This is a genomic window from Kribbella sp. NPDC049584, assembly GCF_040675555.1.
Lineage (GTDB): Bacteria > Actinomycetota > Actinomycetes > Propionibacteriales > Kribbellaceae > Kribbella.
In genome coordinates this window covers 565,560-589,239 of the sequence record NZ_JBFAPF010000002.1, presented here as the reverse complement: position 1 = coordinate 589,239, position 23,680 = coordinate 565,560, and the positions used below count along the sequence as shown (strand labels likewise).

Here is a 23,680-nt window from a genome sequence, read left to right as displayed (position 1 = left end):
GACGCACACCACGGCGCGTCCCTTACCGTTTTGTGGTGTGAGCCAATCTCAGCTGCCACCACCAGGAACGGTCCGACGCCGTACGACGGCCCGCGTGCTGCCGGTGCGTCCGGACGGCAAGGTGCTGCTGCTGCACGGCTGGGATCCGCTGAAACCGCAGACGCCGTACTGGTTCACGATCGGCGGCGGCGTCGAAGCCGGCGAGACCGTCGGCGAGGCAGCCAGCCGTGAGCTGCGCGAGGAGGTCGGCATCGTGCTGCCCTCCGACGCGCTCGGTACGCCGGTCGCGACGAACACGATCGAGTTCGAGTGGGGCGGGTGCCAGATCATCCAGCACCAGACCTTCTTCGCGGTCGCGGTGGACCGCGTCGACGTGACGTTCGTGAACCAGGAGGAGCTCGAGCTGCAGACCATCAGCAAGCACGGCTGGTGGTACGGCGACGACCTCGAAGCGACGGGTCAGGCCGCGCATGTGACGATCCCCGGTCTCCTTCGCCAGGCGGCCGACGCGATCACCTTGCGGCGAGCGTCCTAGCGGGCTGTCGTAGCGGACTCACGCCAGCTGTGCACTCAGCACCTCCCGGGCCTCGACGAGTGACGGCCCGTACCAGGTGAGATGACGCCCCGAGATACAGCGTGCGGGTTTCGCGAACGCCTCCGGACCGTCAGTCGGGGAAAAGGCATAAGGCTCGTCCGGAAGCACCACCACGTCGTACTCCGGTAACGCGTCCGGGTCGAACCTCGGATAACGCTCGCCGGATTGTGAAAGCACGTTGTCGATACCGATCCGGGACAGCAGGTCGCCCGCGAACGTGTCCCGTCCCAACGCCATCCACGGCCGCCGCCAGATCGGTATCACCGCCCGCCGGCGAATTCCGTCGTACGGCGTGGTCCAGACCGCGCGCGCTTCGTGCACCCACGAGGGCACGTCGCCGGTGATCGCGGACAGCATGCGTTCGAGCGAGTCCAGTGATTCGGGCACCGTCGTCGGCGCCGTCACCCAGACCGCGATTCCGTGTTCGCGCAACGCGTCGAGATCGGCGCCGCGATTCTCTTCGGCGTTCGCGAGGACGACGTCCGGACGGAGTTCGCGGATGCGATCGACATCGGGATTCTTGGTACCGCGAACACGGACGGCATCGAGGTCCGCGGGATGCGTACACCAGTCGGTCGCACCAACGATCAACGACCGATGCGTGACCGCGATCGACTCCGTCAACGACGGCACGATGCTGACCACACGACGTACTTCGCCGGGCAGTTCGACGGTGTTGTGGAGGTCGTCGTACACGCTCAACATGTCGCTGTTGCACCTCACCTTCGCAGGACGTTGCCGAGGACAACACTCGCCGATCGGGGCACTTCACGGCAGATTCTGCCGCGTGTCGCCAAGAAATTCTTGACCCTATCCGGCATGCTCACCGCACGGCGGAATCCCTTCTGCACAAGGATTTTCGGCATTTACGCCGCTCTTTGCCGCCAGTTCGCCTTAACCTGTAGACGTTTCGGGTGCTTTACGTGGCGCACAAGTGTTGTCATCATCAGGACGACGAGGAATCCACCGTGGTTTTCCTCAGCCGCACCAAGGAGGCAGAGTGCCAGCCAAGAAGGCAGCCGCAGGGAAGGCGACAGCCAAAAAGGCTTCTCCCGCCAAGAAGACTGTCGCGAAGAAGGCCCCGGCGACGCGGACGACCACCGCGCGCAAGGTCAGCGCAGCAAAGAAGACAGCGACGAAGAAGGTGAGTGCGGCCAAGAAGACCGCCGCTAAGACGGTGGCGAAGAAGGCGCCGGCCAAGAAGACCACCACCGCCACGAAGGCTGTCGCGAAGAAGGCCCCGGCGAAGAAGGTCACGGCCCGCAAGACCGTTGCGAAGAAGGCGCCGGCGAAGCGCGCGACTGCTGCCAAGAAGACGACGGCGGCAGCGAAGAAGACGACGGCCAAGCGCACGACCGCCGCCAAGAAGACGACGACGGCGGCGAAGAAGACCGTCGCGCGGAAGACGGCTGCGAAGAAGGCGCCGGCGAAGCGCGCTACCGCCGCCACGAAGGTTGCCGCCAAGAAGGCACCGGCGAAGACCGCTGCCAAGAAGGCGCCCGCGAAGCGCGTCGCGGCGAAGAAGACCGCGGTCCGCAAGACCGCAGCGAAGAAGGCCCCGGCTCGTAAGACCGCGGCCCGGCGGGTAGCCCGCTGATCCGGACGTCCGCGCTCGCGCGACGTCCGCTACACACCTGAGGGGCACCACCGGCTTCGGTGGTGCCCCTCGGCATGTGATCGGTGCGACCGTTTCAGTCGTCTTCCCACTTCGGGTCGTTCTCCCAGGCCTCGTTGCGTTCCTGGACCTTCTCGAGGGCGCGGGCGGCTTCCTCGGGGGAGCTGTACGGGCCCAGCCGGTCGGCCGACTTCGCACCGGAGTACGGCTCGACCTTGCCGGTCTTGGTGTTGTAGTACCACTCGTTGCTGTGATCGTCGCTCATCTGGATGACCACCTCCTGGGAGTCTTGTCGCAGCTGAATAGAATGATCTCACCATGTCGATCCTCACTCCTGGCAAGATCTCGCCGCGCCGCGCCGTTCCCGCCTCCATCCCGCGCCCGGAGTACGTCGACAAGCCGGCGCCGACGCCGTTCGACGGTTCGTACGTGACGTCGCCCGAGCTGGTCGAGAAGATGCGGGTCGCGAGCAAGCTGGCCGCGCAGGCGTTGCAGGCCGTCGGTGCGGCGGCGAAGCCGGGCGTGACGACCGACGAGCTGGACGCGGTCGGCCACGAGTACCTGATCGAGCGCAACGCCTACCCGTCGACGCTCGGCTACCGTGGGTACCCGAAGTCGCTGTGCACGTCGGTCAACGAGGTCATCTGCCACGGCATCCCCGACGATCGTCCGCTGGAGAACGGCGACATCGTCAACGTCGACATCACGGCGTTCATCGACGGGGTGCACGGTGACACCAACGCGACGTTCCTGGTCGGCGACGTCGACGAGGAAAGCCGGCTGCTGGTCGAGCGCACGCTGGAGGCGCTGAACCGCGGTATCAAGGCGGTCAAGCCCGGCCGGAAGGTCAGCATCATCGGCCGCGTGATCGAGTCGTATGCCAAACGCTTCGGGTACGGCGTGGTCCGCGACTTCACCGGCCACGGCATCTCCACGTCGTTCCACTCCGGGCTGATCATCCCGCACTACGACGACGAACGCTTCGACGACGTCATCGAGCCCGGCATGACCTTCACGATCGAGCCGATGCTGACGCTGGGCACCTACGACTACGACCTCTGGGACGACGGCTGGACCGCCACCACGAAGGACAAGTCGCGCACCGCGCAGTTCGAGCACACGCTGGTCGTCACCGACACCGGCGCCGAAGTACTCACCCTGCCGTGAACGTCACGCAGTATCTCGAGGCCCACCTCCCCGGCATCCTCGCGATCTGCGAAGCAGAAGACTGGCCGAGCCTGCCAGCTGATGCCGCGCGCGCCCACGCCGTCCTCACCGCACCGGGCGTCACGACGGTCGTCGCCCTCGACGGCGAGCAGGTCGTCGGCTTCGCGTACCTGCAAAGCGACGGCCACATCCAGGCCCACCTCTCCCAAATGGCCGTCCACCGCAACCGCCGCCGCCAAGGCATCGGCCGTGCCCTCCTCGAGTACGCCGCTCCCCTGACCGGCGCCCAACGCATAGACCTCGTCACCGACACCGCCGAAGCCTTCTACAAATCCTTCCAGCACCGCACCTTCTCGGGCTTCCGCATCTACCCCTAGTTGCTCCCGGCAACGCTTCGGAAGCCTGCGCTGTAATACAGCGCGAGTGCGGACGCGTTGTCGTCCTGGACGCGTAGTGCGACCGTCACGTCCGAGCATTGGTTGAGCAGGAGCCTGGCGATGCCCAGCCGCCGGTGGGAGCGGGCGGTGAAGAGCTCGATGATGAAGGGACAGTCGGGGGTGTCGGGCCATGGGGCGCGTTCGACGACGAGGAGCGCCCCGACCAGCCGGCCGTCGGCCCAGGCGAGTCGGCTGAGGGTCGGGGTGAGTACGCCGTAGCCGTCCTCGAAAGTGAGGTTGATGTCGTCCAGTGCGTCCTGCTCGGAGGCAGCGGCGACGCCCGGCTCGTAGGACTCGAAGTACAGACGACCGAGTGCGACTGCGTCCGCCACCCCCGGCGGCCGCAGTACGACGCCTGGGACGGCGATCGGGTGCGGTGCGCCGGGGTGGCGGGTCAGGATCATCGGTTGGAGGCGGTGGTGATGAAGGTGCCGAGGTCGGTGGATTGTTGGATGCGGGAGGGTTCGTGGATGTACATCATGTGGCCGGCTGGGTAGTACTTGGTTTCGATGTTGGGGGTTAGTTCGGTGGGGATCTGGAGGCGGGCCAGGGTGTGTTCGGTGGCGAAGTACGGGGTTGCGCCGTCGTAGTGTCCGGAGGCGACGTACACCTTCAGGTGCGGGTTGACGCGCATCGCCTCGGCGAGCTTGTCGGCGACCATGATCTGCTGGCCCTCGAACTCCTTGAACGACCAGTTCTTCGCCGCATCCATGTTCAGCACCTCGTATGGCAGGTCGTTCTGGTAGCCGAGCTCGACGCGGACGTAGTGGTTGAGCGCCGCGGCGTACGGGCCGGTGATCGCGTTCATCGACGGGTCGCGGTCCTGCCGTTCGCCTGCCGCATCGGGGTCCCAGCCGGTGAAGCGGCCGTCGATCCGGCCGACGATCTGCCGGCGCGACCGCAGCAGCTCGGCGAAGAACCGGCCGTGCTCGATGCGCAGATTCACGCGGTCGATGTAGTCCTCGCTGAGTCCGGTCAGCGCGGCCAGCCGGGTGACGACCTCGGCGCGGTAGTCCGCCGGGATCCGGTTGCCCTGGGCAAGCGCATTCGGGTACCGACCGGCCGCGAACCGCTCCGCGTCCGCGAGCAGTTCCTCGAGCGTCCGGTCCGGCACGAGACCGTGGTAGTGCGCGATCGCGGCGTACGTCGGGAGGAACAGCGTGTACGGAAGATCGTTGCCCGGCGTGAAGTCGAGCGTGCCGAACTCCAGCACGACCGAGATCAGCATGACGCCGTTCAGGTACATCCCGTACCGCTGCTGCAGATGCGCGGCGAGCCCGGCCGCGCGCGTCGTACCGTACGACTCGCCGGCCAGGAACTTCGGTGACATCCACCGCCCGTTCCGCGACGTCCACAGCCGGATCACCTCGCCGACCGACTCCAGATCGCGGGTGAACCCGTGGTAGTCCCCCGGCTTCTCCCCCTCGACAGCGCGCGAGAACCCGGTCGACACCGGATCGATGAACACGACGTCGCTGTACTTGAGCAGCGTCTCCTCGTTGTCGACGATCGAGTACGGCGGGGGCGCGAGCTCACCGACATCCCCGGAGACCACGCGACGCGGGCCGAGCAGCCCGAGGTGCAACCAGATGCTCGACGAACCGGGCCCGCCGTTGAACGCGAACGTCACCGGACGATCCGCGGCATCGGCGTCGTCCAGCGTGTACGCCGTGAGGAATACCTCGGCCTTCGGCTTCAACCCCTCGAACTTGCCGTCGGTGTACACCTCCTCGCGCAGCACGATCCGCCCGGTCGTCGCCGTGTACCGCAACTCCTGCCCGTCGACCGTCACCGTGTGCTGCGACGTCACCAGGTCGTCCACCGGCTTCGCAGGCTTCGTCCCCGTACTGGATTCAGGGCTGGTTTCCGTGCTGGTCTGCGGGCCGGATCCGGTCCCCGACTGCTCTTCGTTCGCCATGTCGAGCACCCTAATCCACCACCCGTGCCGCTAGCGTTGGCTTTATGGCGACGATTCTGCATATCGCGTTCGTGGATCAATGGGAGGCTGCGCGCGAGGCCGGGTGCTACCGGTGGTCGACCCGCGGCAAGAGCCTCGACGACGGCGCCACGTTCATCCACGCGTCCCGGCCCGAACAGGTCGCGATGGTGGCCAACTTCGCGTACGACGACGTGGAGCAGCCGCTGTGCCTCCTGGTGATCGACACCGGCCGGCTGGTGTCCGCGCTGTGCGACGAGGACCTGGACGGGACCGGGATGAGCTTCCCGCACATCTACGGGCCGTTGAACCTGGACGCCGTGGTCGACGTACGCCCGTACGAACGGGGTCCTGACGGCCTGTGGCCTGAGGTGTCCCCGGAGGCCGTATCCTGAGGTGACGGAACGGGTCGGTCGGGCGATCGCGTCGTCCTTAACGGGACGCCGAGGAAAGTCCGGACTCCACAGGGCAGCGTGGTGGGTAACGCCCACCCGGGGTAACCCGCGGGACAGTGCCACAGAGAACAGACCGCCAGCGGCTCCGATGAACCCCGTGGTTCATGGGAGTGCGGGTGAGGGTGAAACGGTGGTGTAAGAGACCACCAGCTCCGCAGGTGACTGCGGAGGCTAGGTAAACCCCACGTGGAGCAAGGCCAAGAAGGGCGCCGGGCAACCGGCGTCCGCGCGAGCGTTCGAGGGCGGCCCGCCCGAGCTCGCGGGTAGGCCGCTGGAGGTGCCCGGCAACGGTCACCGTAGATGGATGATCGCCACCACAGAATCCGGCTTACAGACCGACCCGTTCCCCCAACCCCTCGAACGCACCTGTCAGTGGCAGTGGTCGTCGGACTTGACGCTCCGGCCGGCCGGTTTCTCCCAGGACTCCTGACGGCCCAGGGCTGTCATGTCCAGGGCGGTGACGGTGAAAGTCATCGCGTCCGGACCCCGGCCGTACGTCGAGTAGGTGTGATAGACCTGCTCCCCCACCCGCAGGAAGCAGCTCAGGCCGTGGAGGTCGAAGGGCTGGTCCGTCTGGATGAAGTCGGCCTCGGGGCGGAGGTCCCAGTCGGCCTTCGAGCGGTAGTTGTACGAGAACGGCATCACCGACTCGTCGAGCGTCACGTGGTAGTCGTAGTTGAAGTCGCTCCCGTACGACGAGTACCACGGATACTCCCACCCGCGGTCGGCCTTGTACGCCGCCAGCTTCTCGTACGGCGCCCGCGAGACCAGCGCGAATGTCGTGTTCGCGTCGTGCAGCCCCCGCTGGGACCCGATGTCGTCGACAAACCCGGTGCAGTTCGGACACGCCGCGTCCCACTCCGGCTGGTACATGATGTGGTAGACGACCAGCTGGTCCCGCCCCTCGAACAGCTCCAGCAGGCCGGCCGGCCCGCCGTCCCCGGTGAACGCGTACGGCTTGTCGACGAGCACCATCGGCAGCTCGCGGCGCCGCGTGTTGAGCGCGTCCCGCTGCTTCGTGAACGCCTTCTCCTCGGCCAGCAGCGCGACCCGTGCGGCCAGCCAGTCCTCCCGGGACACGACCTCGGGCAAGTTCATTCCAGCCTCCTCGCGATGAGTTTCACCGGCGACGTCGGAGCCGGCGGCGCGAATTCGACACCCGCCGACCCGCAAATTTGAGTGGCGTCGAGGTCTGGCGATGAACGGGATTTGGTGCGACCGTGCTTCAGGGGTCCACGAGCTTGTAACGAGTCATGCGTACTGGGTCATGGGGAGGGGATTCGGACAATGCTGTCTCGAACCAGGAAATTCGGGGTTCTCGCTCTTTCGGCGGTCCTTGTCGGGGCGCTGGTCGGGGTAACGCCGGCCGCGGCCGATACGCCGCGGCCGAAGAAGGATCTCGGCTACAGCGACAAGGTGTTGCTGCAGAAGGCGCGATCCAAGGGCCAGAAGACGGTCACCCTGCTGGTCGCCGCCGACAAGGGCCAGAGCAACGAGGTCGCCAAGCAGGTCGCGAAGCTCGGCGGGACCGTCGAGAAGCGCACCGACTCGATCGGTTACCTGCGGGTCAAGATCAATATCGACAAGGCGGAGGACGTCGCGAACGTCCTGGGCGTCAAGGCGGCGGACGTCGACGACGTGATCCCGCTCGAGGACCCGCGGCCGGAGGGCACCGTGGATCCGATCCCGCAGTCGCCGCCGAAGGCAACGACTCCGCGGGTCAACCCGTACATGCCGACGGCCGACATCGGCTCGGCGCAGTTCGTCAACGCCCACCCGACCTGGGACGGGCGCGGCACCACCGTCGGCATCCTCGACACCGGCGTGGACCTGAGCCACCCGGCGCTGAACACGACCTCGACCGGTGAGCGCAAGATCGTCGACTGGGTCACCTACACGGACCCGACCTTCACCAATGGCGTGAACACCGACAACGACCCGACCTGGATCCAGATGACCGGATCCCTGCCGGCCGACTACACCGCACCCTCGGGCGCCGGCACCGTCAAGTTCGGTGTCTTCAACGAGCGCGACCCACGTCTGGGCGGCGAACTCGGCAACGACGTCAACCGCGACGGCAACCCGGCGGGTTCGGTGGGCACGTTCGGTGTCGCGTGGGACCAGGCGAGCAACACCGTCTGGGTGGACACCAACCAGAACAAGAGCTTCGCCGACGACCAGGCAATGACCGACTACAAGGTCAACTACGACATCGGGACGTTCGGCACTGACAACCCGGCCACGCCGATCAAGGAGTCGATGCCGTTCGTCGTCCAGACCGACCCGGCGGACAACGTGGTGAACATCGGGATCGTCTCCGGTGCACACGGTTCGCACGTCGCGGGCATCGTGGCGGGCAACAAGCTCCTCGGCAGTTCGATGAGCGGCGCCGCACCGGGCGCGAAGCTCGTCTCGGTCCGGGTCTGCCTGTTCATCGCGGGCTGCACCAACCACGCGCTGCTCGAGGGCATGATCTACGCGGTCACCGAGGCGCATGTGGACGCGATCAACATGTCGATCGGCGGCCTGCCGGCGCTGAACGACGGCAACAACGCCCGCGCCCAGCTGTACAACTCGCTGATCGACACGTACGGCGTTCAGATGTTCTTCTCGGCCGGCAACAGCGGCCCGGGCATGAACACCATCGGCGACCCCGCCGTGGCGACGAAGGTCGTAAGCGTCGGTTCGTACATCACCAGCGCGACCTGGCTGGCCAACTACGGCTCCAAGACCGGTCCGGCCGAGAACCTGCACCCGTTCTCGTCCCGCGGCCCGGCCGAGGACGGCGCGCTCAAGCCGGAGATCGTCGCACCGGGTTCGGCGATATCGGCCGTCCCGACGTGGCAACCAGGCCAACCGGTCGTCGGCACGTACACGCTGCCACCGGGCTACGGCATGTTCCAAGGTACGTCGATGGCGTCGCCGCAGATGGCCGGCGCCGGCGCACTCCTGCTCAGCGCCGCCAAGGCGAACGGCCTCACGGTCACGCCGGCGCAACTGCGCAAGTCGCTGTTCTCGTCGGCACGCTTCCTCACCGACTACAGCGCGTACGAGCAGGGCAACGGCCTCGCCAACGTCAACGCCGCGTGGAACCTGCTCAAGCAGAGCCCGCGGACCGACACCATCAGCGCGAAGGTTCCGGTCAGTACGGCGCTGTCCGGCTTCCTCGCGACACCTGGTGTCGGTATCGGCATCAACGACCGTGAGGGCGTCGTCCTCGGCACGCAGTACACCCGCACCTACACGTTGCGGCGTACGTCCGGACCGGCCGGGACCGTGAAGTACAAGCTGTCGTGGCTGAGCGGCGACGGCACGTTCGTCACCGCGGGCAACGTCATGCTGCCGCTGAACACCGATGTCTCGCTGCCGGTTCTGGTCAAGGCCAAATCCGTCGGCGCACACTCGGCGCTGCTGCAGTTCGACGACACCAGTTCACCGGGGATCGAGTTCCAGACCCTGAACACGATCGTGGTGCCGAACGAACTGTCGACGGCGACGCCGTCGAAGACGGTCAGCGGCACGATCGGCCGCAACCAGAAGACGAGCTACTTTTTCCGGGTACCGGCGGGAGTGACGGCGTTGAAGGTCGATCTGTCGGGTCCGGACGCGACGCCGGGCACGGGCCAGGCGCGCTTCCTCCGGTTCAGCCCGTACGGGCTTCCGAGCGAGAGTGGCACGACCGACAGCCTGTACTGCTACAGCCCACCGGTCCCCGGCGGGAACTGTGGCGGCGATCCGCTCAGCCGTACGGTCAGCAACCCGCTGCCCGGCGTGTGGGAGATCACCGTCGAGGCCCGGCGTACGTCGGACCTCCTGAACACGCCGTACACGCTGACGGCATCACTGCTCGGGGCATCGGTGTCACCGAACCCTGACGTCATCGCCAGCGGCACGCTCGGGCAGCCGATCAGCCGCTCGTACACGATGACGAACCTGCAGGGTCCGTTCACCGGTAGGGCCGTCGGTACGGCGCTGGGCAGCGCCAAGCTGGCCACCCCGACGATCACGGACGGCGCACAGCAACAGTTCCAGGTGAACGTGACGCCGGGGACGACCTCGCTGAAGGCCGCGATCGGCGGCGCGAGTGATCTCAACGCCGACCTCGATCTGTTCGCGTACAACTGCACGAGCGGATCCTGCGTGCTGACAGCGCAGAGTGCGGGCAGTACCGCGGTGGAGTCGGTCACGGTGAACAACCCGGCGGTGGGCATCTGGGTCATCCTCGTCGACGGGTTCGCGGTGCCGTCGGGGTCGACGACGTACAACTATCGCGATGTGCTCGCCAATCCGTCGTACGGCTCGATCGCGGTGGCGGACGCCAACGCGCTGCGAGCAGCAGGTGCGCAATGGACCGCATCGGCGACAGTGACGCCGACCGCGGCACCTGCTTCCGGGCGGGTTCTCTACGGCAACGTGGAGGTCCGGACGGACGCGAACGTCCTGATCGGTTCAGGGGATGTGATCGTCCAGTCCGTCAGCTGAACAATCCGGACTCCGACCCACGCGTGCTGCGGCGCGCGTGGGTCGGAGTCCGTTTCGACCCGGCCGCGATGAGAAACTGGAGCCATGCGGAGACGGGTGCGGACCGGGATCGTGATCCTGCTGCTGATCGTCCTGCTCGGTGCCGCCGGGTACCTCGGTTGGGTGCTTGTACAGCGGTCCGAACCGGTATCGCTGCCGGAGCCGACCGGGACGTACCAGGTCGGCCGGCGGACGTTCGAGTGGACCGATACGCCACGCCGCGACCCGTACACGAACGGACCGCGCAAGCTCGCCGTCTGGCTCTGGTACCCGGTCGCGAAGGAGACCACCGGCCGCCGCGTCCAGTACGCCCCGGGCGAATGGAACGGCCTGCACCTCAAGTCACCGATCTCGATCTTCCAGGGACCGTTCGACACCCTCCAGGACCGCGCCCTCGACCGGGTCGCCGTCGCACCCGGCCGCTTCCCGGTCGTCGTGCTGATGCCGGGCATGGGTCTGTCCGCTCCGATGTACGCCGCCATCGCGGAGGATCTCGCGAGTCACGGTTACCTGGTCGCGGGCGTCACGCCGACGTACAGCGCGAACCTCACCGTGCTCGGCGGGCAGCCTGTCGAGAGCAAACCGGAAGCGAACCCGCCCAACCTCGGCGACAGCAGCGAAGGCTCGCAACAGGTCGGCGATCACCTCGTCACCGTCTGGTCGGCCGACGCCCGCTTCGCCGCGGGCATGGTCGCGAAGCAGCTCCCGGGCTCCGTGGACACCGCAGTCGGGCCGTCGTACGTCGGTCACTCGTTCGGCGGAGCGGCGTCGCTCGAAGCCTGCCGGCAGGATCAACGCTGTGCGGCCGCGGTCGACCTGGACGGCAGCCAGTTCGGTGACGTGGTGACGAAGGGGGTCAAGGCGCCGATCATGCTGCTCGGCGCGGACGACTCATGCATCACCAGCGTGTGCGGCCCGGACGCCAAGAACGACACGGACCGCAACCGCGCGCTGTCATTGCTCAAGGCAAGCAACGACACTTCCTGGTGCGCAACGATCCCCGGCAGCCGGCACTTCAACTTCACCGACTACGGCGTCTACTACCTGGCCTATCCGCTCAGGAAGTTCCTGCCGCTCGGCACCGTCGGCCCGCGCCACGCCCTCACCGTCACGAACGGGTACCTCAACACCTTCCTGTCGCACGCGATCTACAAGACCCCGTCGGCGGGCGCTCCCGCCTGCCGGACCTAGAGATCCAACTCGTAGGTCTGGCCAACCAACGCGTCGCCCCACATCTCGTGCGGCTCGGTCGCCGTGAGCCGGAACCCGCGCGACAGGTAGATGTGGCGCGCGGCAACCAACGGATCGTTGGTCCACAACACCATCCGCTTGTAGCCGGCACCGCGCGCAAACTCCAAGCAGGTATCGACCAACGCCGCGCCGAGTTTCAGCCCACGCGCCTCGGGCGTCACGAGCAGGAGCCGCAGCTGCGCCGTCGTCTCGTCCGGCCCGCGGACGCAGAAGATGCTCCCGGCCCGCTTCCCGTCCACCTCGGCGATCCACACCGCCTCGCGCTCGTCGTCGTGATCGGAGGCGTACGCGGCCACGATCTGCGCGATCAGCACCTCGTACTGCGCACTCCAGCCGTACTCCGCCGCGTAAATCTCCGCGTGCGCCTGCACCACCCAGCCGAGATCGCCCGGCTTCCCCAGCTTCCTGATCATTCGTCCACCCGATCTACTGACACGACTGTTTCAGTACGAGATACTAGCGCCGTGCCGACCACAAAGACAGTGTTGAATTCGAAAGATGGTCCCTCCGCTCGCCAGCAGGAACTGCTCGAGCGTGCGTACGCCTACTCGCTGACGCACGGGCTGGCCGACCTGTCGCTGCGCCCGCTGGCCACGGCGATCGGGTCGAGCCCGCGCGTGCTGCTGTTCCTGTTCGACAGCAAGGACGGGCTGATCCGGGCCCTTCTCGCCCGTGCCCGCGCCGACGAACTCGCGCTGCTCGGCCGGATCCAGCAGCAGCACGACGTACCACCGGGGCTGGACGTGGTCGCACGGGAGCTGTGGAGCTGGATGGGCGCGCCCGAGCGGCGGCCATTGATGACGTTCTGGGTCGAGGCGTACGGGCGGTCGCTGGTCGCGCCGGAGGGGCCGTGGGCGGACTTCGCGCGTTCGACGGTCGACGACTGGCTCGAGTTGCTCAAGGCAACGCAACCGGATCCGAACGCCGACGACTCAGCTGCTCGGCGCACCGGCGTACTTGCGATGCTTCGTGGTGCGTTGATCGACCTGCTTGCGACCGGCGACCTGGAGCGGACGACCGCCGCTCTCGAGGACTATCTAGCCGACTAGTTCGAAGGCGACCGTGCGCTTGGCGATGTCGGCCTCGACCAGCTTCACGCGGACCTGCTTGCCGAGCGGCAACGCATTACCGGTCACGCGACCCTCGATCGCCACCGCCGACAGCGCGACGATGCCGCGGTTGTTCTCCCGCTCGTCGACCTCGGTGATCACGCCGTCGAATTCGGACCCGACCTGATCCGCGACCAGCCCGGCCTCGACCATGCTGACGATCGACCGCTCGTACGCATGCGCCCGCCGGTCCGCGTCGTCCATCAGCTTCGGGATCTCGTCCATCGACTCGCGCACCCAGGCCGGCACCTCCGTACCCGCCGAGAGCGCGACGCAGATCTCGCCCGTCCACCGGTCCACCAGCCGGCGCAACGGCGCGGTGACATGCGCGTACTCCGCTTTCATCGCGGCGTGTTGCGGTGACGCCGGCACGCTCCCCGCGAACGCGACGTACCCGGCGCCGCGGAACAGCACCGTGCAGGCCGCGAGCATCGCCGCGTGCGCAGGCACCTTCGGGTCGAGTCCGTGGATGAATTCGGCGTACGTCGTCTCGTCCGGCCAGACGAGCCCCAGCGCCTTGGCGGTGTTGCCGAGCTTGCGCCGGAGATCGTCGTGCGATTCGGGCAGCGTGCGCAGGATGCCGATCTTGCCCTTCATCATCAGCTGCGCGGCGGCCATGCCGGTCAGCAGGGAGATCTGCGCGTTCCAGCCCTCGACCGGCAGCGGGGCGCGGAACTCCAGACCCCAGCCGTGGTTGGAGGTGACGACTTCCTGGTCCGGGATCGGCAGGTTGACGCCGCCGCGTTCCAGTTCGCGTTCCTCCCGGAGCTTCCCGACCTCACGGAGCAGCTGCAACGACTCGGACGCCGTACCCGCGTCGAGGTCCTTCTGCACGCCGGCGTAGTTGAGCTTGGCCCGCGACTTCACCAGCGCACGCTCGCACACGACACCGGTGCCTTCGCCACGAGCGTCGACCGTGATCGTGTAGAGCAGCGCGGGCCGGACCTGATCGGGCAGCAAAGATGCTTCACCCTCGGACAGCTCCGGCGGATGCAGCGGCGTGCGCTTGTCGGGTGCGTACAGCGTCTCGCCGCGCTTGCGGGCCTCGACGTCGATCGGGTCGCCGGCCTGGACGAACGCGGCCACGTCCGCGATCGCGTAGTGAACGGTGTAACCATTGGCGGTCCGCTCGATGTGCAGCGCCTGGTCGAGGTCCATCGAGTCGGGCGGATCGATCGTGACGAACTCGATGTCGGTCCGGTCGAGCTTCGGCGACCGCACGTTCGCCGCCGCTGCCACGGCCGCCGCAGTCACCTCGGGCGGGAAGCCGGCCGGGACCTCCTGCTCCCGACGGATGTCCTGCAACGACGCCCGGAACACCTCCGGAACATCCTCGGCGAAGTGAACTCTCTGCAGCGGCATGAGGTCAGACTAGGGCATGCCTGAAGGCTCCACGCCGGGTGCGCGGAGCGGTCAGAGCGTGCCCTAGAGCGAGGGCTGCACGTTGAAGGAGCGCAGTGACGCCAGGCCGTCGGCGTACCAATGGATCTCGGTCAGGGTCGCCGGTCGCAGTTCCATCCGGAACATCGACGACATCGGGGCCTGGAGCACCGATCGGACCATCAGCTTGATCGGCGTCACGTGGGTCACCACGACGACCGTCTTCCCCGGGTGCCGGGCGAGCAGGCCGTCCCGCGCCGACCGCGTCCGCCGCGCGCACGCGTCGAACGACTCGCCGCCGGGCGGGGCGACCGACGTCGAGTCCAGCCAGGCGTTCAGCGCGTCCGGCCACTTCTGCTGGACTTCGGCGAACGTGTGCCCGTCCCAGTCGCCGAACGAGCACTCGATCCAGCCGTCGTCGACGATCGGCTCGAGCCCGAGCTTGCCGGCTACCGCGTCGGCTGTCTGCCGGGCGCGCACCATCGGCGAAGTCACCAGCGCGTCGACCCCTCCGATCCGGGCCAGGTACTCCGCCGCTGCCGCGGCCTGCGCACGACCGGTGTCGCTCAACGCCGGGTCGTCGCCGCCGGCACCCGAGAAGCGCTTCTCCGCGGTATGCGGCGTCTCGCCGTGCCGGAGGAAGATCAGTTGCGTCGGCGGCTCGGCCTGCGCACCCCAACCCTGCAACGCCTTCTGCAGATCCGACGGCTCCTGCACCGCGGCCGGGCCCGGTCCCGCGGCCTCCGGCTTCAACGGGATCGGCACGCCGTCGAGCGCGTTGTTCGCGAGCGCGTCGGCGGCCGAGTTCTGCGCGCGCGGCACCCAGGTCCACTCGGTGCCGAACGGTGCGAGGCTCTGCGCCTTGATCGCCAGCGGCTTCAGGTCCGGGTGCTTGATCTTCCACCGGCCGGCCATCTGCTCGATGACCAGTTTCGAGTCCATCCGCACCTCGATCGAGGCGTCCGGCGCGTACTCCGCGGCCAATTGCAGCCCCGCGACGAGCCCGGAGTACTCCGCGACGTTGTTAGTGGTGATGCCGAGCGTCTTCCCCTCCTGCGCGATCACCTCGCCGGTCGCCGGGTCGCGCACGAGAGCGCCGTACGCCGCCGGTCCGGGATTGCCCCGCGACCCACCGTCAGCCTCGACGATGACGTGCGAATACGTCATGCCGCGCTCTCCGACGTACGGACGAGGATGCGGCCGCACTCCTCACACCGCAGTACGGCGTCCGGCGGGGCCGCCTTGATCGCGTTGAGGTCGGACGGGGCGAGCTCCATCCGGCAGCCCATGCAGCGCTTGCCGACCAGCGGCGCGGCGCCGATGCCGCCGTTGTGCTCACGCAGCCGCTGGTACTGGGCGAGCAGGTTCTCGGGCAGTTCGGCAGCGACGGCCTTGCGCTTGTCAGCGAGCTGCGCGCGCTGCTCGTCGAGCTCCTTGAGCGCTCCGTCGCGGGCCGTCTCCAGCTCGGCCTGGCGGCCGGCGAACGCCTCGGCGCGGGTCCGCAGGTCGGCCTGCACGACCTCGGCGGCCTCCAGCTTCTCCATCACCTCGAGCTCGGAGTCCTCCAGGTCGGAGATCCGGCGGTCGAGCGAACCGATCTCGTGCTGCAGGTTCTCCAGGTCGCGCGGCGAGGTGACCTGGCCGGAGTCGAGCCGTTGCTGGTTGCGCGCGCGGCGCTGGCGGACCTGCTCGACGTCGCTGTCGGCCTTCTTCTGCTCACGCTGCAGATCACTGACCTCGGTGTCGGCGGTGACCAGCTCGCGGTCGACCACGGACTTCTCCGCGATCAGGTCCTTCAGCGCCTGGTGCTCGGGCAACGACGCGCGCTTGTGCGCGACCTGATCCAGCTGCAGGTCGAGATCCTGCAGATCCAGCAACCGGCGTTGGACGGCGGGCTCGGCGTTCAGAGTCGGCTCCTTCAGAAGTGTGGCGGCGCGCTCAGATTCGCAGGGTCCATGCGTCCGTGCAGAGCGTTGAGATGTGAGTGTCCACGGTACTGCCTTGGGTACTGCCTTGTGCTGCCAGCCCGTCGAGCAGGAGCCGCTCCGCGTCCGCCAGCCACGGCCACTCACTGGCCCAGTGCGCGACGTCGACCAGCGCCGGGTCGCCGTACGCCCGCGCCTCGGTGGCGGGATGGTGCCGGAGGTCCGCCGTGAGGTAGGCGTCGACGCCCGCGGACCGGACGCGGTCGAACTCCGAATCGCCCGCTCCCCCGACCACCGCGACGGTCTCGATCATCCGGTCCGGATCGCCGGAGACGCGAACGCCGTGCTCGGTCCGCGGCAGGCTCTCCGCGACCAGCCGGGCGAAGTCGGCCAGCGGCAACGGCTCCGCGAGTACGCCGATCCGGCCGCCACCGCGCTCACTCGGCAGCGCCGCCAGCTCGTAGAAGTCGTACGCCGGTTCCTCGTAGGAATGCGCCGCGACCAGCGCCTCGGCGACCGCCTGGCGCTTGCGGCGCGGCAGGATCATCTCGATGCGGTTCTCCGGGACGACCTCGATATCGCCGACGCTGCCGATCGTCGGGTTCGCGCCTTCGAGCGGCCGGAACGTCCCTTCGCCGGCACCGCTCCACGCGGCCCGCTCGTAATCGCCGATGTGTCCCGCACCTGCCTTCGCCAGCGCGTCCAGCATCGCCTGTGTCTCTTCGACCGGGACGAACACGACCACCTTGTCCATCGGGTCGGCCGGCATCGCCTTCAACGGCCGCGTGGCGCGCAGCCCGATCGCGGCGGCGAGCGCGTCGCTCACTCCCGGGTTGGCGTTGTCGGCGTTGGTGTGACAGACATGCAGCGCGACACCGGCGCGGATCAGGTCGTTGATGACCCGGCCCTTCGGCGTGGTCGTCGCGACACTGTTCACACCGCGCAGCAACAACGGATGATGCGTGACCAGCAGATCGAATCCGCCCTCGATCGCCTCGTCCACCACGGCCCGCATCGGGTCCACTGCGAACAACACCCGGCGTACCTCTTGGTCCGGATCCCCGGTCACCAAGCCGACCGCATCCCACGACTCCGCCCACGCGGGGTTGTACAGCCGGTCCATCACCGAGATCACATCAGCAAGCGTCGTCACGCGCTTATCCTGACAGGCCTGACTGGGTTGTGACGGGGGCAGCCGCCCGGTGCCCCCGCCACAACCAGTTCCGCCGGTCCGGGCGTGGCGGTGCGACCGCCCCGCCGCAACCACCACGTCACCCGCCCCGGCGGTTCGTCCCAGTCACAGGGGGAGGGCCGCCGACAGGGGCCGACGGCTTGACCGGGACGAGTTTGTGGAAACCGCCGGCTAGATCAGCCAGGCGGTCGTATCGCTCGGCAGCTTGTCGCCCTCGAGCGGACCGCTGGACAGCACGACCGCGGCGTCGGGCAGCTCGACCGGCGCCGCGCCGAAGTTCGTGATGCTTTGCCAGCCGCCGTCGCGGGTGAAATGCAGGACCCAGTCCGTCCCGTCGACCCACGTCAGCGAGTTGCCGGTGCGCAGACCACGCCGTACGGCGAGGGCCTTGCGGTACAGGCTCAGCGTCGAATCCGGGTCGCCCTCCTGCGCCTGGACGGAGTACGCCCCGAACCACTTCGGCTGCAGCAGGTGGGACCCGCCCGGACCGAAGCCGAACGACAGCCCGTCGACGGTCCACGGGATCGGCACCCGGCAGCCGTCACGGCCCTTCTCGGCGCCCTTGGAGCGGAAGTACGCCGGGTCCTGCAGATTCGCGGCCGGCAGCTCGCCGACCTCCTGCAGACCGAGCTCCTCCCCCTGGTACAGGTACGCCGATCCGGGCAGCGCGAGCATCAGCAGCGTCGCGGCGCGGGCCCGGCGCAGACCGAGCGCGACGTCGACCGTCGGCTCGGTGCCGTTGCTCAGCAGCCAGTCCTTACCGTCCTGCCAGCCGCCCTTCGGGTTCTTCGGCAGGCCGTACCGCGTGGCGTGCCGGACGACGTCGTGGTTCGAGAACACCCACGTCGACGACGAGCCGTTCTCTTCCGCGAGCGCGAGGTTCTCCTCGATCACCTTGCGGAACTTCTCGTACTCGAAGTCGGCCTGCAGCAGGTCGAAGTTGAACGCCTGCCCGAGCCCGTCGGCGCTCGCGTACCGGGCCCGGCGGGCGGCCGGCACGAACGCCTCGGCCACGGCCGACTTCGGCGGGTCGTAGGTGTTCAGCAGGTTGCGCCAGTCGCGGTAGATCTCGTGGACGCCGTCCTGGTCCCACAACGGGTGCTTGCCGTTCGACTCCGACTGCCGCGGCAGCGTGGCCTTCGACGGGAACGGCTCGGACAAGTCCTTCACCAGCGCGTGCGCGACGTCGACGCGGAAGCCGTCGACACCACGGTCGGACCAGAACTTCAGCGTCTCCAGGAAGTCCGCGCGGACCTCCGGGTGCTGCCAGTTCAGGTCCGGCTGCTCGGCGGCGAACATGTGCAGGTACCACTGGCCGTCGTCGGTCTTCGCCCAGGCGGAACCGCCGAACACCGACTCCCAGTCCGACGGCGGCTGGTCGCTGCCGTCGGGGCCGTCGCGGAAGATGTACCGCTCCCGGGCCGGCTCGCCCTTGGCCGCCTCGAGCGCCTCGAGGAACCACTCGTGCCGGTCGGACGTGTGGTTCGGGACGATGTCGACGATCAGCTTGATGCCTTCGGCGTGCAGTGCCTCGATCAGCTGGTCGAAGTCGTCCAGCGTCCCGAGCCGCGGGTCGACGTTGCGGTAGTCGTCGACGTCGTACCCGCCGTCGGCCAGCGCGGACGGGTAGAACGGGCTCAGCCAGACCGCGTCGATCCCCAGCGCCACCAGGTACGGGACTCGACTGATGATGCCCGGGAGGTCGCCGACGCCGTCACCGTTGGCGTCGGCGAAGCTGCGCGGGTAGATCTGATAGACGACAGCCTGCCGCCACCAGTCGGACTGAGCCGTTCGGGCCGTCGGGGTCGTCTGCGGACTCGTCACGATCGCCTCACTCGGAATCTGTTGGTAACCCGGGGTTTATATATAGGGTCTAAATTTAGAATCTGCATGTATTCTGCGGTCGGTAGGACGACAGGTCAAGTGGCTATTCCTCGGGAGGCGGAGCATGGCGAAACCACCGGCGACCCCGCCGACGGCCACCCCGACGATGTTGCGCCGGGTGAACGCGGGCAAGGTCCTAGGCGTGCTCACCCGCGCGCGGGTGATGACCGGCACCGGCCTGATCGAGGCCACCGGTCTGACCCGCGCGACCGTGCACGCGGTCTGCAACGACCTGATCTCGATGGGCTGGGTGGTCGAGCTCGATCCGGGCCGTACGTCGGTCGGCCGCCCGTCGCGGCGCTTCGAGTACAACAACCGCGCGGGGTACGTGCTCGGCATCGACATCGGCGCCTCGAAGACGACCGTGCTGGTCTCGGATCTCCGTGGCGAGACCGTCGCCAAGGCCGGCCGGCCCGCGGCGGATGTGAAGACGCCAGGCGAGCGGACCGAGATCGTGCACGAGACGGTGACCGAAGCGCTCGCGTCCGCCGGGGTCTCGAACGAACAGGTGCTGGTGGCAGGCGTCGGCGTCGCGGCGCCGGTCGACCGGGACGGAAACATCCTGGTCGACGACGAGTTCTGGCGGCGCTTCGACGGCGACCTGGCGAAGCGGCTGACCGAGCTGCACGGCTGGCCGGTCCTGCTGGAGAACGACGCGAACCTCGCCGCCCTCGGCGAGCACTGGCGGGGCGGGGCGCGCAACGTCGACGACCTCGTCGTACTGCTGGCCGGCGAGCGGTTCGGGTCCGGGCTGATGGACTCCGGGCGACTGCTGCACGGGAGCCGCGGCGGCGCCGGCGAGATGGTGTTCCTCAAGCTGATCGAGGGTGTGGGTGACACCCACGGCATCGCGCGGATCGCTCGCGAGAAAGGGACGGCGGCCGTCGCCGAGCCGTCCGTCGAGACGTCGCTGCGCAAGCTGGTCGACGGCGGCGAGGTGACCGCCGAGCAGGTGTTCAGCGCGGCGGCCGATGGCGATGAAGTTGCCCTAGGCATCCTTCAGGACATCGCCGCGCGGACCGCGCGGGTGATCGCCACCGTCGGCATCCTCTTCAACCCCGAGCTCGTGGTCCTCGGCGGCGCGGTCGCCGAGGCCGCCGCCGCACTGCTGCCCGACCTCGAGAAGCACCTGGCCGGCTACACCAGCACACCGCCACGCGTCGCCGTCTCGTCCCTCGGCGACGCGATCGTGTCCGTGGGCGCCGTCCGCCACGCCCTCAACTACGTCGAACAGCACGCCCTCGACCTCGAGCTGGGCTGCCGACCGAGCTGACCGTGGCTAGCGGGTCAGCTCTCTGGCGACCGCCTCGAGGACGATGACGTTGCGGCCGGAGGTGGTCGCCGAGGGGACGCCGGCCGGTACGACGGCCTGGTCTTCGGGGATGCCTGTGCAGAGGACGAAGACGTTCTCCGGGTGGCCCTGGACGAGATGGTCGAGCGCTTCGCGCATCCACGGCGTACGGCCCGCGTCCTGAACGGCGATCACCAGCGGGCGGCCGGCGGCGGCTTGAGCTGCCTTGGCGATCGCGTCGTTCCCCGGCTCGGCCGCGTCGGTCATGCGGTGCTCGCCGCGCAGTACGACGCCGTCCGCGCCGGGAGCGACGCGGGTGAAGATCTCGGGGAGGCCGGAGAAGTACGGGTTCCAGGCCGGATGCAGGCCCTGGGTGAGGTCGATGACGTACGGCGCGGGGCCGAGTGCGGGGAACGTCTGATTGGCTACCACGCGGGCGGCGACCTCGCGGATCGGCGCACCGTCGAGACCCGGCTGCCGGGTGCGGCCGCCGAGAGAAGTGGCCAGCGCGCGGACCCGGGCAGCCGCATCGGCGATGCGCTCAGCCGGAAGCGCGCCGGCGCGCACAGCGTCGGCCACCCGGGCGGTCAGGGCGTGGGGGTCCGCAGTACCGACGGCGATCATTGCGAGATCGGCGCCCGCGGCGATCGACGCGACGGCGGCGTCCTCGATCGACCGGTTCTTGGTGATCGCCTGCATCTCGAGCGCGTCGGTGGTGATGACTCCGGTGAAGCCGAGCTCCTCGCGCAGCAGTCCGGTCAGTACGCGGTGCGAGAGGGTGGCCGGCTGGTCGTCGTACGCCGAGAACACGATGTGCGCGCTCATCACCACGTCGGCGCCCGCGGCGATGGTCGCCTGGAACGGCGCGAGCTCGACCGCCTTGACCTCCTCGATCGAGCGATCGACCCGCGGGAGGTCCGAGTGCGAGTCGACTGCCACGTCGCCGTGGCCCGGGAAGTGCTTGGGGCAGGCTGCGATACCCGCCTCGTGGACGCCCTCGACGAACGCGACGCCGTGCCGCGAGACGACGTCCGCCGTACGGCCGAACGAGCGGGTGGAGATGATCGGATTCGCGGGGTTGCTGTTCACGTCGACCGACGGTGCGAGCATCAGGTCGATGCCGAGGGCAGCGAGCGTCGCTGCGGCGTCGCGGGCCGAGGCCCGGGTCAGATCGACGTCGTCCAGGTCGCCGAGCAGGCGCGGTGAGGCGAGCGGCCACGGGTTTGCCGGGGCGAGGTGGCTGAACTCACCGCCTTCGTGATCGATCGCAACGATCAGGTCCGGGCGCTCCGCCCGTAGGGAGGCCGTCAACGCGGCCACCTGCTCGGCGTTCGCGACGTTGCGCGTGAACAGGATCACCGCCCCGAGCCCACCGGCGACGGCCCGCCGGAGCTCGTCGGTGGCAGTCGTCCCACTGAAGCCGACGACCAGCGAGCCGGCGGCGTCCCGATCCAGTTGATCACTCATCCCCCAACCCTCTCCTGCCGCGGGGTTCGCGCGCCACCCGTCACCGACAGCTAATAATTAGCCGCCTTCGGACGCCCGGAGGGGCATCGTTGTCAGGACCTGTCATGGCAGTTAACTGCCGTCTTCCTGCGGGTTTGCCGCGATTACTTGCAATCACCTCTGTCTGTTCGGGCCGACTACGGATAACGTTGTCTCTCGACCTGACCGCCCTGACCGGGGGGACGATGAGCGACGACGAAGCGATGGCGCGGGAGACCGTGCTGGGCATCGACATCGGCGGCACGAAGATGGCCGCCGCTTTGGTGTCCGCTGACGGCACGATTCTCACCGGCGACCGGATCCTCACCCCGCCCGGCGACGCCGACGAGGTGTTCGCCGCGCTCGGCGAGCTGATCAACCGCGTCCGCGGCGACGTCACTCCCCTGGCCGTCGGCATCGGCTCGGCCGGTCCGCTCGACCAGCAGCACGGCCTGGTCTCCCCCGTGAACATCGCCGGATGGCGCAACTTCCCCTTGGTCGACCGCGTGCGCGCACTGACCGGCGACGTACCCGTGGCTCTTGGGCTGGACGGGCACTGCTTCGCGCTCGGTGAGTTCTGGAGCGGTGCCGGCCGGGACGCGGACACGCTGCTGGGGATCGTGGTGTCCACCGGCGTCGGCGGCGGTCTGGTCGTCGACGGCAGGCCATGGATCGGGCAGTCCGGCAACGCGGCGCACATCGGCCATGTCGTGGTCGACCAGGACGGCGAGTCGTGCGCTTGCGGCTCTTACGGGTGCGTCGAGGCTTATGCGAGCGGTCCGCGGATGGTTGCGCGGGCTAAGCGGCGAGGATGGCGTACGGACGAGGACGTCGATGCCGCCGTACTGGCGGCTGACGCCGCGGCCGGTGACGCGCTGGCGCTGGCGATCTTCGATGACGGCGCGCAGGCGCTGGCCGCCGGGATCGTGGCGACCGCGGTCACCGTCGATCTCACCACTGTCGTGATCGGCGGAGGGGTCGCGAAGGCTGGACCGGTGCTGTTCGACCCGGTGCAGGCCTGGGTGAAGCGGCTGGCGCAGTTGCCGTTCGTCGCGGATCTGACCGTGGAGCCCGCCCAGCTGGACAATGCCGGACTGCTCGGCGCGGCGCACCTCGCCTGGGCCTCCGTCGCCTGAACCGCACAACATCGTCCGCTCGGAAAGGCTTATCTCGCGCATCTTTGCGCAATTTTTACCAATCTCAGGAATCTGTGTAACGCCTGCCCTGTCCCACCCGATTCAAGGGATGGATGGGGTGGGGGCACCGTCATCCACGGACGGTCAGAGGGGGGCCTGGGACCGGCCGGAGCGGTTGATCGAGGGGGGCCTTGGATCAACCGGACACGTGAGCGGCGGGCGAGGAGACTCACCCGCCGCAACCGTGTGACCCGCAGGTCGGGAACCGCCGAGCTTCAGGAGGCGTCCGACCGGCTTGGTG

The 23,680-nt window shown here is 68.3% G+C and carries 22 protein-coding genes and 1 other RNA gene; 11 read left to right on the top strand and 12 right to left on the bottom strand.

The annotated features are described in order from the left end of the window. The first annotated feature begins 37 nt into the window (after positions 1-37). A complete protein-coding gene (locus tag AB0J62_RS09560; protein WP_363866497.1) occupies positions 38-535 on the top strand; it encodes an NUDIX domain-containing protein in 498 nt (165 codons plus the stop codon). Between the two features lie 18 nt (positions 536-553). On the opposite strand, the gene AB0J62_RS09555 is transcribed toward AB0J62_RS09560, so the two are convergent. After that, positions 554-1,300: a helical backbone metal receptor gene (locus tag AB0J62_RS09555; protein ID WP_363866494.1), complete on the bottom strand. Its 747-nt coding sequence runs from the start codon at positions 1,298-1,300 to the stop codon at positions 554-556. Between the two features lie 295 nt (positions 1,301-1,595). On the opposite strand from AB0J62_RS09555, the gene AB0J62_RS09550 reads away from it, so the two are divergent. Then, positions 1,596-2,192, top strand: a complete 597-nt coding sequence (locus AB0J62_RS09550) for a histone H1 (RefSeq protein WP_363866491.1) — start codon at positions 1,596-1,598, stop codon at positions 2,190-2,192. 94 nt (positions 2,193-2,286) lie between these two features. Here the strand turns inward: AB0J62_RS09550 and AB0J62_RS09545 are convergent, their stop codons facing one another. After that, positions 2,287-2,475, bottom strand: coding sequence for a hypothetical protein (locus AB0J62_RS09545; protein ID WP_134097742.1), 189 nt, complete (start codon positions 2,473-2,475; stop codon positions 2,287-2,289). A 53-nt stretch (positions 2,476-2,528) separates the two neighbouring features. Here AB0J62_RS09545 and map point away from each other — a divergent pair, with 53 nt between their 5' ends. Next, positions 2,529-3,377: a type I methionyl aminopeptidase gene (map, locus tag AB0J62_RS09540; RefSeq protein ID WP_363866488.1), complete on the top strand. Its 849-nt coding sequence runs from the start codon at positions 2,529-2,531 to the stop codon at positions 3,375-3,377. Next, a complete protein-coding gene (locus AB0J62_RS09535) occupies positions 3,374-3,754 on the top strand; it encodes a GNAT family N-acetyltransferase (protein WP_363866485.1) in 381 nt (126 codons plus the stop codon). Before map ends, AB0J62_RS09535 begins: the two co-directional genes overlap by 4 nt. Here the strand turns inward: AB0J62_RS09535 and AB0J62_RS09530 are convergent. Together AB0J62_RS09530 and AB0J62_RS09525 are read right to left on the bottom strand one after the other, a co-directional pair. Then, positions 3,751-4,218 (bottom strand): GNAT family N-acetyltransferase, encoded by a 468-nt coding sequence (locus tag AB0J62_RS09530; RefSeq protein WP_363866482.1) that lies wholly within the window; start codon positions 4,216-4,218, stop codon positions 3,751-3,753. The genes AB0J62_RS09535 and AB0J62_RS09530 overlap by 4 nt on opposite strands. After that, a complete protein-coding gene (locus tag AB0J62_RS09525; protein ID WP_363866479.1) occupies positions 4,215-5,732 on the bottom strand; it encodes a peptidase S10 in 1,518 nt (505 codons plus the stop codon). The genes AB0J62_RS09530 and AB0J62_RS09525 overlap by 4 nt, the downstream gene beginning before the upstream one ends. 44 nt (positions 5,733-5,776) lie before the next feature. Between AB0J62_RS09525 and AB0J62_RS09520 the strand changes: the two genes are divergently transcribed. After that, positions 5,777-6,145 carry a DUF952 domain-containing protein gene (locus AB0J62_RS09520; RefSeq protein ID WP_363866476.1) on the top strand — a complete coding sequence of 123 codons (369 nt, stop codon included), beginning with the start codon at positions 5,777-5,779 and terminating at the stop codon, positions 6,143-6,145. A gap of 10 nt (positions 6,146-6,155) precedes the next feature. After that, positions 6,156-6,552: RNase P RNA component class A (gene rnpB / locus AB0J62_RS09515), an RNA gene on the top strand. Between the two features lie 22 nt (positions 6,553-6,574). On the opposite strand, the gene AB0J62_RS09510 is transcribed toward rnpB, so the two are convergent. Further along, entirely contained in the window at positions 6,575-7,303 is a 729-nt protein-coding gene (locus tag AB0J62_RS09510) for a DUF899 domain-containing protein (RefSeq protein ID WP_363866473.1), read from the bottom strand. Between the two features lie 189 nt (positions 7,304-7,492). Between AB0J62_RS09510 and AB0J62_RS09505 the strand changes: the two genes are divergently transcribed. Together AB0J62_RS09505 and AB0J62_RS09500 are read left to right on the top strand one after the other, a co-directional pair. Further along, positions 7,493-10,687 carry a S8 family serine peptidase gene (locus tag AB0J62_RS09505; protein ID WP_363866470.1) on the top strand — a complete coding sequence of 1,065 codons (3,195 nt, stop codon included), beginning with the start codon at positions 7,493-7,495 and terminating at the stop codon, positions 10,685-10,687. Positions 10,688-10,771: 84 nt separating this feature from the next. Further along, positions 10,772-11,917, top strand: a complete 1,146-nt coding sequence (locus AB0J62_RS09500) for a hypothetical protein (protein ID WP_363866467.1) — start codon at positions 10,772-10,774, stop codon at positions 11,915-11,917. On the opposite strand, the gene AB0J62_RS09495 is transcribed toward AB0J62_RS09500, so the two are convergent. Then, complete coding sequence (locus AB0J62_RS09495) at positions 11,914-12,390, bottom strand: GNAT family N-acetyltransferase (protein ID WP_363866464.1); 477 nt, start codon at positions 12,388-12,390, stop codon at positions 11,914-11,916. The genes AB0J62_RS09500 and AB0J62_RS09495 overlap by 4 nt on opposite strands. Positions 12,391-12,462: 72 nt before the next feature. Here AB0J62_RS09495 and AB0J62_RS09490 point away from each other — a divergent pair, with 72 nt between their 5' ends. Then, positions 12,463-13,026, top strand: a complete 564-nt coding sequence (locus tag AB0J62_RS09490) for a TetR/AcrR family transcriptional regulator (RefSeq protein WP_363866461.1) — start codon at positions 12,463-12,465, stop codon at positions 13,024-13,026. Here AB0J62_RS09490 and AB0J62_RS09485 read toward each other — a convergent pair. From AB0J62_RS09485 to AB0J62_RS09465, 5 genes are all read right to left on the bottom strand, one after another. After that, positions 13,015-14,448, bottom strand: a complete 1,434-nt coding sequence (locus AB0J62_RS09485; protein ID WP_363866458.1) for an RNB domain-containing ribonuclease — start codon at positions 14,446-14,448, stop codon at positions 13,015-13,017. The two genes, AB0J62_RS09490 and AB0J62_RS09485, sit on opposite strands and share 12 nt — an antisense overlap. A 63-nt stretch (positions 14,449-14,511) precedes the next feature. Next, the gene (locus tag AB0J62_RS09480) at positions 14,512-15,633 is read right to left on the bottom strand and encodes a bifunctional RNase H/acid phosphatase (RefSeq protein ID WP_363866455.1); all 1,122 of its coding nucleotides are present in this window, start codon (positions 15,631-15,633) and stop codon (positions 14,512-14,514) included. After that, on the bottom strand, positions 15,630-16,343 hold the full coding sequence (locus AB0J62_RS09475; protein ID WP_363866452.1) for a C4-type zinc ribbon domain-containing protein: 714 nt from the start codon (positions 16,341-16,343) through the stop codon (positions 15,630-15,632). The genes AB0J62_RS09480 and AB0J62_RS09475 overlap by 4 nt, the downstream gene beginning before the upstream one ends. Before the next feature lie 61 nt (positions 16,344-16,404). Continuing rightward, positions 16,405-17,544 (bottom strand): Nif3-like dinuclear metal center hexameric protein, encoded by a 1,140-nt coding sequence (locus tag AB0J62_RS09470; RefSeq protein WP_363866447.1) that lies wholly within the window; start codon positions 17,542-17,544, stop codon positions 16,405-16,407. Positions 17,545-17,754: 210 nt separating this feature from the next. After that, complete coding sequence (locus AB0J62_RS09465; protein ID WP_363867738.1) at positions 17,755-19,410, bottom strand: glycoside hydrolase family 13 protein; 1,656 nt, start codon at positions 19,408-19,410, stop codon at positions 17,755-17,757. Positions 19,411-19,531: 121 nt separating this feature from the next. On the opposite strand from AB0J62_RS09465, the gene AB0J62_RS09460 reads away from it, so the two are divergent. Beyond that, positions 19,532-20,740, top strand: a complete 1,209-nt coding sequence (locus tag AB0J62_RS09460; protein WP_363866444.1) for an ROK family transcriptional regulator — start codon at positions 19,532-19,534, stop codon at positions 20,738-20,740. 6 nt (positions 20,741-20,746) lie between these two features. On the opposite strand, the gene nagZ is transcribed toward AB0J62_RS09460, so the two are convergent. Further along, a complete protein-coding gene (nagZ, locus tag AB0J62_RS09455; RefSeq protein WP_363866441.1) occupies positions 20,747-22,225 on the bottom strand; it encodes a beta-N-acetylhexosaminidase in 1,479 nt (492 codons plus the stop codon). Between the two features lie 224 nt (positions 22,226-22,449). On the opposite strand from nagZ, the gene AB0J62_RS09450 reads away from it, so the two are divergent. Further along, entirely contained in the window at positions 22,450-23,379 is a 930-nt protein-coding gene (locus AB0J62_RS09450; protein WP_363866438.1) for an ROK family protein, read from the top strand. The last annotated feature ends 301 nt before the right edge of the window (positions 23,380-23,680 follow it).